9 protein-coding genes are annotated in these 13,233 nt (G+C 59.3%); 5 read left to right on the plus strand and 4 right to left on the minus strand.

The features are described 5' to 3' along the window. The first annotated feature begins 1 nt into the window (after window position 1). Complete coding sequence (locus ACZRMH_RS06990) at window positions 2-1,279, plus strand: diguanylate cyclase domain-containing protein (RefSeq protein ID WP_464012785.1); 1,278 nt, start codon at window positions 2-4, stop codon at window positions 1,277-1,279. Window positions 1,280-2,067: 788 nt separating this feature from the next. On the opposite strand, the gene ACZRMH_RS06995 is transcribed toward ACZRMH_RS06990, so the two are convergent. The 4 genes from ACZRMH_RS06995 to ACZRMH_RS07010 all read right to left on the minus strand — a co-directional run bounded on the left by ACZRMH_RS06995 (window position 2,068) and on the right by ACZRMH_RS07010 (window position 6,944). Continuing rightward, window positions 2,068-3,342, minus strand: a complete 1,275-nt coding sequence (locus ACZRMH_RS06995; RefSeq protein ID WP_464012786.1) for an MFS transporter — start codon at window positions 3,340-3,342, stop codon at window positions 2,068-2,070. 2 nt (window positions 3,343-3,344) lie between these two features. Continuing rightward, a complete protein-coding gene (locus ACZRMH_RS07000; protein ID WP_464012787.1) occupies window positions 3,345-4,400 on the minus strand; it encodes a sugar phosphate isomerase/epimerase family protein in 1,056 nt (351 codons plus the stop codon). Between the two features lie 85 nt (window positions 4,401-4,485). Next, the gene (pdxR, locus tag ACZRMH_RS07005; protein ID WP_464012788.1) at window positions 4,486-6,000 is read right to left on the minus strand and encodes a MocR-like pyridoxine biosynthesis transcription factor PdxR; all 1,515 of its coding nucleotides are present in this window, start codon (window positions 5,998-6,000) and stop codon (window positions 4,486-4,488) included. 32 nt (window positions 6,001-6,032) lie between these two features. Beyond that, on the minus strand, window positions 6,033-6,944 hold the full coding sequence (locus ACZRMH_RS07010) for a LysR family transcriptional regulator (RefSeq protein ID WP_464012789.1): 912 nt from the start codon (window positions 6,942-6,944) through the stop codon (window positions 6,033-6,035). Between the two features lie 152 nt (window positions 6,945-7,096). Between ACZRMH_RS07010 and speB the strand changes: the two genes are divergently transcribed. From speB to betA, 4 genes are all read left to right on the plus strand, one after another. Further along, the gene (gene speB / locus ACZRMH_RS07015; RefSeq protein WP_464012790.1) at window positions 7,097-8,074 is read left to right on the plus strand and encodes an agmatinase; all 978 of its coding nucleotides are present in this window, start codon (window positions 7,097-7,099) and stop codon (window positions 8,072-8,074) included. A gap of 96 nt (window positions 8,075-8,170) precedes the next feature. Further along, entirely contained in the window at window positions 8,171-9,679 is a 1,509-nt protein-coding gene (locus ACZRMH_RS07020) for an aldehyde dehydrogenase family protein (RefSeq protein ID WP_464012791.1), read from the plus strand. 110 nt (window positions 9,680-9,789) lie between these two features. After that, window positions 9,790-11,325 carry a purine-cytosine permease family protein gene (locus ACZRMH_RS07025; RefSeq protein ID WP_464012792.1) on the plus strand — a complete coding sequence of 512 codons (1,536 nt, stop codon included), beginning with the start codon at window positions 9,790-9,792 and terminating at the stop codon, window positions 11,323-11,325. A 2-nt stretch (window positions 11,326-11,327) separates the two neighbouring features. Next, window positions 11,328-13,016 carry a choline dehydrogenase gene (betA, locus tag ACZRMH_RS07030; protein ID WP_464012793.1) on the plus strand — a complete coding sequence of 563 codons (1,689 nt, stop codon included), beginning with the start codon at window positions 11,328-11,330 and terminating at the stop codon, window positions 13,014-13,016. Window positions 13,017-13,233: the final 217 nt, after the last annotated feature.

Consider the following 13,233-nt stretch of genomic DNA (forward strand, 5'->3'; position numbering starts at 1 on the left):
TATGGACATCAAGCATTACCTGCTGCAGGCAGGATTTGTTGACCTGTTGCTGGACGCTGTATGCGTGGTGGACCGCAACGGTTGCTTCGTTTATGTCAGTGCGGCCAGCAAACGCATCCTGGGCTATGAGCCGCAGGAACTGATCGGCACGGCGATGATCGATCTGGTGTTCCCCGCTGACCGCGAGCGCACGCTGCATGCGGCCAATGACATCATGGCGGGCGAGCCCAAGCTCAATTTCGAAAACCGCTATGTCCACAAGGACGGGCATGTGGTGCATATCCAGTGGTCTGCGCGCTGGTCCGACACCCATGAGATGCGCATTGCCGTGGCCCGTGACATCACCGAGCGCAAGCAGGCCGAGTCGCGGCAGGCGGCGCTTTTCGCGATTTCGCAAGCGGCTCACGGGGCAGAAGATTTGCTCGCGCTGTTTACGTGTGTGCACCAACTGATCGGGCAGTGGCTGCCGGCGGTTAGTTTTTCGGTGGCGCTGCGTGATGAGGGCGTTCTGAGCTTTCCTTATCACGTTGATGAGCATCCGCTGGAGCAGCATTCCCAGGTTCGTCAGCTCAGTGACGAGGTCATTCTCAGTGGCCAGTGCGCGATGCGCAGTGCGGATCATGAGCCTGCATGGCTGGCTGTGCCGTTGATCACCCAGAACGGCATCATCGGTGCGCTGGTGGTCAAGAGCCTGGCGGGTGAAGAGCGTTATACCGAGCAGCACAAGGACCTGCTGCAATACGTCTCGACCCAGGTGGCCACGGCCATTGAGCGCAAGCAATTGCATGCCCGGTTGCAGTATCTGGCGCAGTACGATGCCTTGACCCGGTTGCCCAATCGCGAGTTGCTCCATGACCGCTTGCAGCAAGCGCTGGCCAGTGCAAAACGGGAAAAGGAGTGCCTGGCGGTGCTGTATGTGGACCTGGATCATTTCAAGCTGGTCAACGACAACTACGGGCATGCCGTGGGTGATGACCTGTTGCAGCAGACCGCGCGGCGTTTGACGTTGTGTGTGCGTGAAAGCGACACGGTGTCGAGGATGAGCGGCGATGAATTCGTGCTGGTGCTGGAGCGGCTCAAACTGCCGGAACATGCGTTGATCGTGGCGGAAAAAATTCGCATCAACCTCAGTCAGCCGATGATGATTGGCGAGCACACGCTCAATATTGTGCCCAGTATTGGTATTGCGGTGTACCCCGAGCACGGCGAGCATGCCCAGCAGTTGCTGCACCATGCCGACACGGCCATGTACGGGGTGAAAAAGAGGGGGAGGGGATGAAGTGTTGTGCCGAGCCGTAATACTGTGGGAGCTTGCATTGCCTGCGATGGACCTCCTTGGTTCGCCTGGCAGACTTCACCGTCTGCATCGCGGGCAAGCCCGCTCCCACAATAGTCCCTGCAATGCTCAGATTTTGTGTTCGGCGAAAAACTTGTGGGAGCAGGCTTGCCTGCGATGGCATCACTGCGGTGCTTCAGGCAAACCTCACTGCTTGCATCGCGAGCAGGCTCGCTCCCACATAATGATCCCCGCAAGGTCTGAATTTTGTGGGTGCCACAAAACCTGTGGGAGCAGGCTTGCCTGCGATGGCATCACTGCGGTGCTTCAGGTAAACCCCACTGCCTGCATCGCGAGCAGGCTCGCTCCCACATAATGATCCCCGCAAGGATTGAATTTTGTGGGTGCCACAAAACCTGTGGGAGCAGGCTTGCCTGCGATGGCATCACTGCGGTGCTTCAGGTAAACCCCATTGCCTGCATCGCGAGCAGGCTCGCTCCCACATAATGATCCCCGCAAGGTCTGAATTTTGTGGGTGACACAAAACTTGTGGGAGCAGGCTTGCCTGCGATGGCATCACTGCGGTGCTTCAGGCAAACCTCACCGCCTGCATCGCGAGCAGGCTCGCTCCCACATAATGATCCCCGCAAGGTCTGAATTTTGTGGGTGCCACAAAACTTGTGGGAGCAGGCTTGCCTGCGATGGCATCACTGCGGTGCTTCAGGCAAACCTCACCGCCTGCATCGCGAGCAAGCTCGCTCCCACAGGTTAAGTCACAGTAACCTCAACAATCAGGCCTGAGCCAGCGCCGTGTCAGTCAGGCTTGGCGTATTTTTGCGCACAACGCGGTACAGCAGGCTGGCCACCATAAAGCCGATCAGCGCCAGTATGCTCATCAAGCTGAACACATAGTTGTAGCCTTGCTGGCCGGGGAAGTGATCGAGGATCGAGCCATAGATCACGTAGGCAAACATGCCCGGTGCGTAACCGATCAGGCAGGCAATGCCGAAGGCCGAACCGGTGATGCGCTCGGGGATGCCCACTTCACTCATTGGCGCCCAGAACACACCGCGCATGGTGAACACAATCAGGGCGAAGGACAGCGTGGCGGCCATGCCGAGGTAAATAAAATGCCCGCCCTTGGGTACCATCATCACCACCGCCATGATCGGCAGCAGCGCCAGGAACGCCCACTTCATATAGCGCGACGCACTCTGGAAGTACTTGTCGGCCAGAAAACCACCCGCCGGGCCACCCAGGATCTTCAGGAAGTACTGGTTGATGATGCCGTAGGCACCGACCAGGGCGACGGGCAGTTCGTAGATATCCTTCAGATAGGGAATAAAGTAGGTCAGGCCGCAGTACACGATATAGACCATAAACACGTTAAGGCTGACCAGCCAGATACCGGGGATGCGGATGGCCTCAAGCAACCCGGAGACAGCGGATGCACCGACCTCTTTCTTGACCGCCGGTGCTGCCTTGCTGTCGCGCAACAGGAACCAGGTGACGATGCCCGCAGTGATGTCCACCAGCGAGTAGAACACGATGGCCGACTTGAGCCCTGCCTCGCCCGAGCCCATGGCCACGAATACGCCCAGCGCGGAAAAGGCCACCAGCGTGTCAACGATGCCCCGGCCACCCTCCAGAAAGCCGAACATGCGCCCTTGTTCGTTGTTCTCACCCAGGTTGCGCACGGCCTTTAGCAAGGCAGGCCAATAGATGCAATCCGCACACACGGCCAGCAGGCAGAACACGATCAGCAACTTGTCGAAGCCGGGGAAGGTGGCCAGGTAAAGCCCCAGGCCGCCGGTGCCGATCAGGCCCAGGGGGATCAGCTTGCGGGTGTCAAAGCGGTCCGCCAGATAGCCGCCGAGCACAAATAATGCGGTGGCGATAATGGCATTGGCACTGAGCAGCGTACCGAGTTCGGTATGGCTCAGGCCCATGTACTGTTGAATGGGAACGTAGAAGGCATCTTTGAGGTTGGCGAGTTTGTAGATGGTACCGCCACCCAGAATCAGCACCAGAAAACGCAACCATTTTGCTTTGGACTGAGTTGTCATTTTTATTCTCCCAGCGTCAGTTGAGCCAGCACTTTCAGTTCACTCAGCAGGTCGCGCACATAGCGGATCTGGTTGTTCGCCCACTGGTGTTCTTCAGCCATCATCCGTTCCACGCAATAGCCCGGCGGCAGGGCCGTTTCGCTCATTTCGCGGTAGTCGATAAAGGGGTCGGCGGCCTCGTCCGACTGGCGGAATGCTGGCGCGATATAGTGGTTTTCCTGCTCCAGGATAAAAGCGATGACCTGCGGCTGGTGTTCGCCGAGCATCAGCAGTTCGAACACCATGCGCGCACTGGGTAGATGGTCTTCGACGCTGCCCTGGAGCACACCGTAGTGCCCGAAACCGTTTTGCTCGGGCACCACGCGCACGCCTTTCATATGCACCTGGCGGATATGCGGGGCCAGTTGCTGCAGGGCTGGCATGGGTTGTTCGCAGGCGTTGATCATGTTGCCAAAGTCGAACAGCGCGTGCAGGCGCGGGTGGTCAAGGCGCTGGAGCAGTTGGGCAATCTCGGCGCTCTTGAGTTCTTCGTGCTGTTCGAAGTCGAAGTACAGGTCGTGCAGGTCGGCCTGTTCGGCCAGGTAACGCAGGTCGCTTTCGATCTGCGCCATCACCCGTGACAGGTGGCCTTCGTAACGTGAATAAACGCGGATATTGCGCGTGCCGATGGCCCTGGCAATGGCGATGACCTGATCGATGTCTTCCCTGCGCGTGCTGCTGATTTCCAGATGCACATCCAGGCCGAGCTTTGCCGCCTTGTCGCTGAATGCCTGCAACTGTTCCGGGTTCATATTGCTCAGGCTGTTGGCCTCGCCATCCAGCAAGTGCAGGCTCAGGCCTTGCAGTTCATGGCGCCAGGCGAAGTCCAGCAGCTCGCCCGGCAGGACACGGCCATGGGTCAGGTTGCTCAGCAGGGGATAGGCGTGGGCGAACAGACGCATGTTCGACAGCCGGTCGATCAGTTTGCTCGCCAGTTGCGCGGTCAGCTGCGGGGGCGGGCAGCTGCCGTCGGTGTTGTGGCTGAGCAGGGAGTTGAAGCGTGCTTGAATACAGTTCATTAGAATTATTCCTGGTACAGGCACCGAATCAGTCGGTAGGGCCTTTATCGCACCAGGGTGGCTCTATCTATAGAGCCATTAATTTTTAATTCTTATGACCACTTTGCAGCGAATGGCCCATTTTCAACAGCGCCTGGGCCAGCGCTTCGACTTTCTCTTCGGCCTGCTCCACCGGGGTGCCAGCAAAGCCGATCAGCAGGCCGGGGGGCAGGTAGCGTTGTACGCAGTAGTCGCTCAGGGCGTAGGTATAAATCTGATGGCTGGCCAGTTCCTTGGCGATGGTCGCGTCATCCAGTTCGGGGGCGAGCCAGCCGATAAAATGCATCCCGGCGTTCACGGGCTTGAGCTGCATAAAATTGCCCAGGCGCTGTTGCAGTGCAGTCAACAGACACGCCTGGCGAGTTTGATACAGGGCGCGCATGCGGCGGATATGGCCGAGAAAATGGCCTTCGCGGATAAAGTCTGCGGTAACCGCCTGCAACTGGGTAGACGGGCTACGATCCATCACGGCACGCATGGCGCAGAAGGGTTCGACCAAAGCGTGCGGCAGTATCACGTAGCCCAGTCGCAATGACGGGTAGAGCACTTTACTGAAGGTGCCGACGTAGATCACGCGGGCCCACTGGTCCATGGCATAGAGGGCTGGCAGCGGCCGTGCGCCATAGGTGAACTCGCTGTCGCAGTCGTCCTCGATGATCCAGCGGTTGCCCCGGTCGGCCCACTCGATCAGCTCCTGGCGCCGGCCATAGCTCATGGTCGTCCCCAGCGGATGCTGGCGCGACGGCGTGGTAAACGCCAGACGTGCTTCGGGGCATTCGCGCAAGCCTTGCTGCACGTCGATGCCCTGTTCATCGATGCGCAAGGGCACCACCCGGCAGCCCTGGGCCTGCAGGGCAATGCGCGCCGCAATATGGCCGGGGTCCTCCATCCAGATGCTGTCCTGGGGGTCGAGCAGCAGCATGCCCAGCAGGTTGAACGCCTGCTGTGCGCCCGAAACGATGACCACCTGGCCTGCCTCGCACTCGATACCACGAGCGTCATACACATACTCGGCAATCGCCTCGCGCAACCGCAGCAGGCCTTTGACCTCGCCATAACCGAGGATCGCTTTGGTGGGCTGACACAGATGACGGTTCATCAGGCGTTTCCACACATGCATCGGGAAGGCATCGAAAGCGCCCTGGCTTGGCAGGAAGGAGGTCGGGCAATTTGGCTCCCAGGCCTCGTAGGAAATCCCGCTGAAATGGTCACTGCGCAAGGACAATACCGATTGGCTCAGGCTCGACAGGCGTGGCGGCTTGGGCTGTTGATCAGAGCTGGATTCGCGGCTTTCCCACTCGGCACCGACATACGTGCCTGCCCCGGGGCGTGATTCCAGAAACCCCTCGGCGATCAACTGATCGAAGGCGTTGAGGATGGTAATGCGTGACAGCGACTGTTCCTTGCACAGGGTTCGCGTTGAGGGCAGCCGGGTGCCGCCTTGCAGGCGGCCCGCCAGAATCTGCTGGCGAATCTGCAAGTACAGTTGGCGATACAGGGGCGTAGCGCTGGCGCGGTCCAGCGTGATACCGGTCAGGAGCCGACCACCGGGGGATTTCATGGGGTTTTGCCTCAATTGTTTTTATTGTGCTCTCAGGCACTTGTGTCGTGACGGGTGGCGGCCAAGTCTTCCAGAAATACCCGCAAAATCGGTGGCGGGGCAACGCCGCGTCGGGTGATCAGATCAAAGGGGGAGGTCAGTCCAAGGCTGTTGGGTGCCAGTTGCTGCATCTCACCGGTTTTGACCCACTGGGCCGCGAAGTGATTGGGCAAAAAGCCCAGATAGGCCCCCGAGATGATCAAAATGGCCAGTGCCTCGATATTGTCGACCGTGGCCGCTGCCTTGCTCACCCCCAGACTATCCAGATCGTATTGCTGCATAAAGCCCCTGGCCACGATACGGCTTTCGCCGATGTCCTCCAGTAACTCCTCGCTTTCGGCGGTGCTGCCAAACAAGGGGTGGCGCCGCCCGCAATACAGTCCCAGCGCTTCCTGGTACAGCGGTGAGTATTCAAGCCCCGGTACGGGGTTGGGGAAGTGTCCGATGGCCAGGTGCAAACGGCTGTCGAGGACCCGCTCTTCCAGCTCGGCCGGGGTGCCGACATACACATTGAGGTGTACATCGTGGCCACGGGACACAAAGCGCTGTGTGGTTCGGGGCAGAGGCGAGCCGGGGTCACTGATGGTCGAGTCGATAATGCCCAGGTTGAGCACGCCGGTGATGTGCTGTTTGAGTACTCCGGCATCCAGGCAAAAGGAGTCCACGGCCTGTAGCAGGCGCTGGGTGGATTCGTAAATGGCCACTCCTTGCTCGGTCAGGCGAAAGCCGCTGCGCCCGCGCTGGCACAGCTTTACTCCGAGGCGGGTTTCGAGGTGGGTCATTTGTTCGCTGATGGTCGACTGGCCGATATTCAGCGCCGCCTGGGCCGCAGAAAAACCGCCGCACTTGACGATCTCGACAAAGACCCTGAGCAGTTTCAGATCAACAGTGTGCAGTTGATTCACGCCGGTACCCCTTCTCTTGATGCATCGGACAGGCCGATATGAGTATCGGATGATGGGCATTTTTTCCATCAAAACCTGCGCTCATAGTCACTCCAGCAGGGGACGCTTACCAGCACTGTCCTCGCCAACAACAAGAACTGGAGATACATCGCATGTCTAAGAACGGGTATGAATCCGGCCGTTTGAACCTTCCTTTTGTAGGCCACTGTACGTTTGGCAAGGCCCCGGTCTGCACCGACTGGGATGCCCTGGACGCCGATGTGGCGATCCTTGGTGCACCCAATGATATGGGCACGCAATGGCGCTCCGGAGCACGTTTTGGTCCTCGCGGGATTCGCGAGGCATCGACGCTGTTTTCCTTCGGCCATGCCGGCGCCTACGATCACGAAGATGACGTGATGTACCTCACCGCCCAGGATGTGCGCATGGTGGATGTGGGGGATGCCGATATCGTCCATACCGACATGAATGCCAGTAACGACAATATCGAATACGCCGTGCGCAAGATTCTCGAGTCTGGCGCCATGCCGGTGGTACTGGGTGGCGATCACTCGGTGCATGCCCCGGTGATCAAGGCGTTCGAGGGCAAGGGGCCGATACATATTGTGCACTTCGATGCGCATCTGGACTTTGTCGACGAGCGCCATGGCGTGCGCTATGGCCACGGCAACCCGCTGCGCCGCGCGTCGGAAATGAACCACATTGTCGGCATGACTCAAATGGGCATCCGCAACGTGTCGTCATCCAACCGTGATGACTATGAGGCGGCCCACGCCGCCGGGTCCAAAGTGCTGTCGGTGCGCGATGTGCGCCGGCTTGGCACCGAGGGAGTGCTGGAGCTGATCCCGCAGGGGGTCAAGTACTACATCACCATCGATATCGACGGTTTTGACCCTTCCATTGCACCTGGCACGGGCACCCCGAGCCATGGCGGCTTCCTCTACTACGAGGTGCTGGAAATCATCCAGGCTCTGGCCAAACGCAGCAAAGGCAACATCATCGGCATGGACCTGGTGGAAGTCGCACCGGTGTATGACCCGGCCGGTGTGACCTCGATTCTGGCCGCGCAATTGCTGCTCAACAGCATCGGTTTTATCTACCACGAACGGGCCAAGGCACGCGAACTCTGAACTGTGCAACACGGCGGGGATCTGTGTGCAGCCCCGGATCGAGTCTTGAACCCAAGAGGCCTGGCGTGACGTTCAGCCCGGCCCGAGAGAATAAAAATGGACATGACGGTTAAGCAGTATTTGCAAAAATTTGGTGTGAGTGAAGCAACGCAAAAGTTTCTCGGCAAACACCAGAAGATGTTTATTGCGGGTGAGTGGGTTGAGGCCAGTGACGGGCAGACATCCGATGTGATCGAACCCTCCACCGAGTGCATATTGACCCGTATTCCCATGGCCTCCACGGCGGATCTGGACCGCGCCGTGCAAGCCGCGCGGGAGCAGTTTGACGGTGGCGTCTGGCGCCAGCTCAAGCCGCAGGAACGCGAGCGGTTGATGCACCGGCTGGCGGATCTGGTTGAAGGCAATGCCGTTGAACTGGCCGAAATCGAGTCGATCGATATGGGCAAATCCGTGGCCAGTGCCCGTGCTGTCGATCTGCAGGGCACCGTAGATACGCTGCGCTATTTCGCCGGTTGGGCAACCAAAATTCATGGCCGTACTGTCGAGCCGTCGCTGCCCGGTAACTACCTGGCCTACACCCGCAAGGAAGCCATCGGGGTCGTGGGTGCCATCGTACCGTGGAACTTCCCGCTGCAAACCATGGCCTGGAAACTCGGTGCGGCCCTGGCCACCGGCTGTACCGTGGTGGTCAAGCCAGCTGAACTGACGTCATTGTCGGCCCTGCGTTTTGCCGAACTGGTGCAGCAAGCGGGCATCCCCGATGGTGTGGTCAATATCGTCACCGGACGCGGTAGCGTAGTGGGTGCGGCGATGGCGACCCATCCCGGGATCGACAAGCTGACCTTTACCGGTTCGACCCCGGTGGGGCGCACGGTAGGGCAGGCGGCGCTGGACGACATGAAGCGCCTGACCCTGGAACTGGGGGGCAAGTCACCGGTGATCGTACTGGCCGATGCGGACGTACCGGCGGCGGCCCAGGCGATCGCCAACGGGGTGTTTTTCAACTCGGGCCAGGTCTGTGATGCGGGCACTCGCGCCTATGTGCATCGAAGTATTTACGACAGTTTTTTACGTGAACTGATTGCCTATACCCGCACCCTGAAGATGGCACCGGGGCTGGACCCTGACTGCTTTATCAGCCCGCTGGTTTCGGCCCTGCAGAAACAACGGGTGCTGGACTACATCGAAATCGGCAAGCGCGAAGGCGCCGAACTGGTTTATGGCGGTCAGCCCGTCGAAGGCCCAGGCTATTTTGTCGAACCGACGATTTTTGCCCATTGTCGCAATGACATGCAGATCGTCCAGGAGGAGATCTTCGGCCCGGTGCTGGTCACCGCGCCGTTCGATGATGAGGAAGAGGCGCTGGCGCTGGCCAATGATTCGCCCTACGGCCTGGCCGCCGCGCTGTACTCCAATGATCTGGGCCGCGTTCACAGCCTGATCCCGCGGCTGCGGGCCGGCTCGGTCTACGTTAACGCCCACGGCACCCTCGACCCCTCGATGCCGTTCGGTGGCTACAAACAGTCGGGTTTCGGCAAGGATCTGGGCGCAGAACAGCTCGATTACCTGCTGGAAACCAAAGCAGTGTGGATAACCCTGCCCTGAGTGTCTGCTGACTCTCCTGTGCGTAGCACGCGGGTTGCGTCTCGGCCAAGAGGCGCAGCACAGCGTGGCGGTTATCTGGTCATGATCTTCACTACCTCTGCGAGTACATCATGGACACTCTTCCCAAATCGGCTGTCGAAGGGCACTCGATCGACTTTATTCCCGAAAGCGAACGCACCGACAAATTGTCCAGCCAGGGGCCATTCTGGTTTCTTGGCAACTTCACGTTTTTCACCATGACCATCGGCTTCGTTGGCCCCAGTGTTGGCCTGAGCGCGTTATGGACCATTCTGGCCGGTACGCTGGGCATCATGTTCGGCACCTTGTTCATGGCCTTTCACGGCTCCCAGGGGCCGCATCTGGGCTTGCCGCAGATGATCCAGTCGCGGGCCCAGTTCGGCTATCGAGGGGTGATTCTGGCGTTGCTGGCGACGCTGTTTGTGTTCGCCGGTTTCAATATCGTCAACATGGTGTTGATGATGCAGGGCCTCAAGGAGTTGTTTGGCTTCAATCCGCTGCTGGTGGCGCTGGCGGTGACGGTACCGGCGACGGTGTTGGCGGTTCTGGGCCATGACTGGATGCACCGCAGTTTCAAATGGGCGCTGTTTCTGTCGATTCCGCTTTACGGTCTGGTGACCCTGGCCGTGCTGATGAACTGGGTGCCCGATGCGCCGATGCCGCTGCTCGCAGCAGGTGAGGCGGCACCGGCGCCGTTGGGGTTTAACTGGACCGGCTTTATTACCCAGTTTGCCGCGGCCGCCAGCTACAACATCGCCTATGCGCCGTATGTGTCCGACTACTCGCGCTACCTGCCCAAAAACACCCACAGCGGCAAGTTGATCGCGGTGGTGTTTCTCGGCGCCTCGCTGTCCGGTGCCTGGATGATTGCCGTCGGCGCCTGGCTGGCCGACCACCTGCATGCCAGCAACGTGCTGGTGGCCCTGTCGCAAGTGGGCAACACGGTGTCCCCGATGATGGGCATCTTTGTGGTTGGGGTGACGATCCTGGTGTTTCTGCCGGTGATCGCCATGAACATCTACAGCGCCAAGCTGACCACCCTGACCTGTGTGGACTCCATCAAACATATCGAACCGACGCGCAAGGCACGCATCCTGGCCATCGCGTTCGTGATCCTGCTGCAACTGGGTGTCTCGTTGAGCCTTCAGGATTCGGACAAGGGCCTGTCGGTGCTGGGCATCTACCTGGTGGTGATGCTGTATTTCCTGGTGCCCTGGACGGCGGTCAACCTCACGGACTACTTCTTTGTGCGCAAGGGTCGCTACGCCATTCCGCACTTCTTTACCCCCCACGACAGCCTGTATGGCAGTTGGGGGCTACGTGGCCTTGCCTCATACGCCATCGGTTTTATCGCGATGATTCCGTTCTTCTACATCTTTGATGGCGTGGCGCAGAAGGAGGTCTATGTCGGCCCGCTGGCCAAGGCCTTGGGCAATATCGATATTGCCTGGCTGGTCGGGCTTGTCGTCTCGGGGCTGGTGTACTTCTGGCTCAGTCGTTCCATCGACCTCAAGAACGAAGAAGCCGTGATTCAGGGTATCGAGTTGACGCATCCGCATTACACCACTGGGGACAAGGCAGCGATGCCGCTTGCGCCGCTGTCCGGCGTTAACAATTTCGGGAGATAGACATGGCGATCACAGATTTTGACTACATCATCATTGGCGCAGGTTCTGCCGGATGCGTACTGGCCAATCGGCTGACTGAAGACCCCGATACCCGTGTTCTGGTGCTGGAATACGGCGGCAGTGATCGCAGCGTGGTGATCCAGATGCCGAGCGCGTTCTCGATCCCGATGAACACCACCAAATACAACTGGCGCTATGAGTCCGAGCCCGAGCCTTACCTCGACGGCCGTCGCATCCACTGCCCGCGGGGCAAGGTGCTGGGTGGCTCGTCGTCGATCAATGGGCTGGTGTATATCCGCGGTCATGCCTTTGATTTTGACGAGTGGGAATCCCTGGGGGCCGAGGGCTGGGGTTATCGCAATTGCCTGCCGTATTTCAAGCGCGCCGAGAGCTGCGACGCGGGGGGTGACGAGTACCGCGGTGGCAGTGGCCCGCTGCATACCACCAGTGGCAACAAGATGAAAAACCCTCTGTACGGGGCATGGGTCGATGCGGGTGCCGAAGCGGGCTATATCAAGACCGATGACTGCAATGGCTATATGCAGGAAGGCTTTGGAGCTATGCATATGACGGTCAAGGATGGCGTGCGCTGCTCCACGGCCAACGCCTATTTGCGCCCGGCCATGCAGCGGCCCAATTTGACCGTTATCACCCAGGCGATGACCCGTCAGATCATTCTCGACGGCAAGCGTGCCGTGGCTGTGAGCTACGACCGTGACGGTCAGATCCACACGGTTTACTGCAAGCGCGAAGTGCTGATTTGCGCAGGGCCGATCGGTTCGCCTCATCTGCTGCAACGTTCCGGTATTGGTCCGGCGGCCGTGTTGCACAAGGCCGGGGTCGAGGTACGACATGACCTTGCAGGCGTTGGCGAAAACCTTCAGGACCACTCGGAAATATACATCCAGTACGGCTGCAAGGAACCGGTCACCCTCAACAGCAAAATGGACCCCCTGAGCAAGCTGATGATTGGCCTGCGCTGGCTGCTGTGCAAGGACGGCCTGGGCGCTACCAACCACTTTGAGGCGGGCGGTTTTATCCGCTCCGAACAAGGTCTGCGCTGGCCTGATATTCAGTTTCACTTCCTCCCGGCGGCGATGCGCTATGACGGCAAAAAACCGATCAAGGGCCACGGCTTCATGGTGCTTACCGGGCCGAACAAACCCAAGAGCCGCGGCCATGTTCGGCTGCGCTCGGCGGACCCCTACGAACATCCGGAAATTCTCTTTAACTACCTGCAGCGCGAAGAGGACCGCGAGGGCTTTCGCCGCTGTGTGCGCCTGACCCGGGAAATCATCGGCCAGCCAGCGATGGACCGTTTTCGCGACAGCGAGATTGCGCCGGGGGCCAACGTAAACAGCGATGCTGAAATTGATGCATTTGTACGCGAGAACCTTGAGAGTACCTACCACCCTTGCGGTTCGTGCCGCATGGGCGAAGACGATATGGCCGTGGTGGATTCACAGCTGCGGGTGCGGGGTATGCAAGGTTTACGTGTGATCGACTCGTCGGTGTTCCCGACGGAGCCCAATGGCAACCTCAATGCACCGACCATCATGCTGGCCGAGCGGGCTGCCGACCTGGTTCGCGGGCGCAAGATGCTGCCTGAAGCCGATGTGGTGGTGGGGCTTGCGGCGCAATGGGAAACACGTCAACGCACGTCAGCGCCGGTGAGAAAAGTCAGCGTTTAAGGTTGGGCAGTGTGGGGTTTTTTACTTGAAGAAGGGATTCTTGCTTTGAGCTGCTTCTGGAATTTGGGAGTTTCCGGGAAGCAAAAGTGGAGCGGGTGGCGGGAATCGAACCCGCGTGATCAGCTTGGGAAACTATCAGTGGCGCAATGCCATCTCTCCTCTGGGGGTACTGTTCCACCCCAGTAGCCCAGTAGAATCAAGGCTCTCAGGGTGAAGC

Source organism: Pseudomonas sp. B414 (assembly GCF_055408445.1).

Coding starts and splice junctions, on each gene's coding strand:
- ACZRMH_RS06990 (WP_464012785.1), top strand. CDS start 2: ATGGACATCAAGCATTACCTGCTGCAGGCAGGATTTGTTGACCTGTTG.
- ACZRMH_RS06995 (WP_464012786.1), bottom strand. CDS start 3,342: ATGACAACTCAGTCCAAAGCAAAATGGTTGCGTTTTCTGGTGCTGATT.
- ACZRMH_RS07000 (WP_464012787.1), bottom strand. CDS start 4,400: ATGAACTGTATTCAAGCACGCTTCAACTCCCTGCTCAGCCACAACACC.
- pdxR (WP_464012788.1), bottom strand. CDS start 6,000: ATGAAATCCCCCGGTGGTCGGCTCCTGACCGGTATCACGCTGGACCGC.
- speB (WP_464012790.1), top strand. CDS start 7,097: ATGTCTAAGAACGGGTATGAATCCGGCCGTTTGAACCTTCCTTTTGTA.
- ACZRMH_RS07020 (WP_464012791.1), top strand. CDS start 8,171: ATGGACATGACGGTTAAGCAGTATTTGCAAAAATTTGGTGTGAGTGAA.
- ACZRMH_RS07025 (WP_464012792.1), top strand. CDS start 9,790: ATGGACACTCTTCCCAAATCGGCTGTCGAAGGGCACTCGATCGACTTT.
- betA (WP_464012793.1), top strand. CDS start 11,328: ATGGCGATCACAGATTTTGACTACATCATCATTGGCGCAGGTTCTGCC.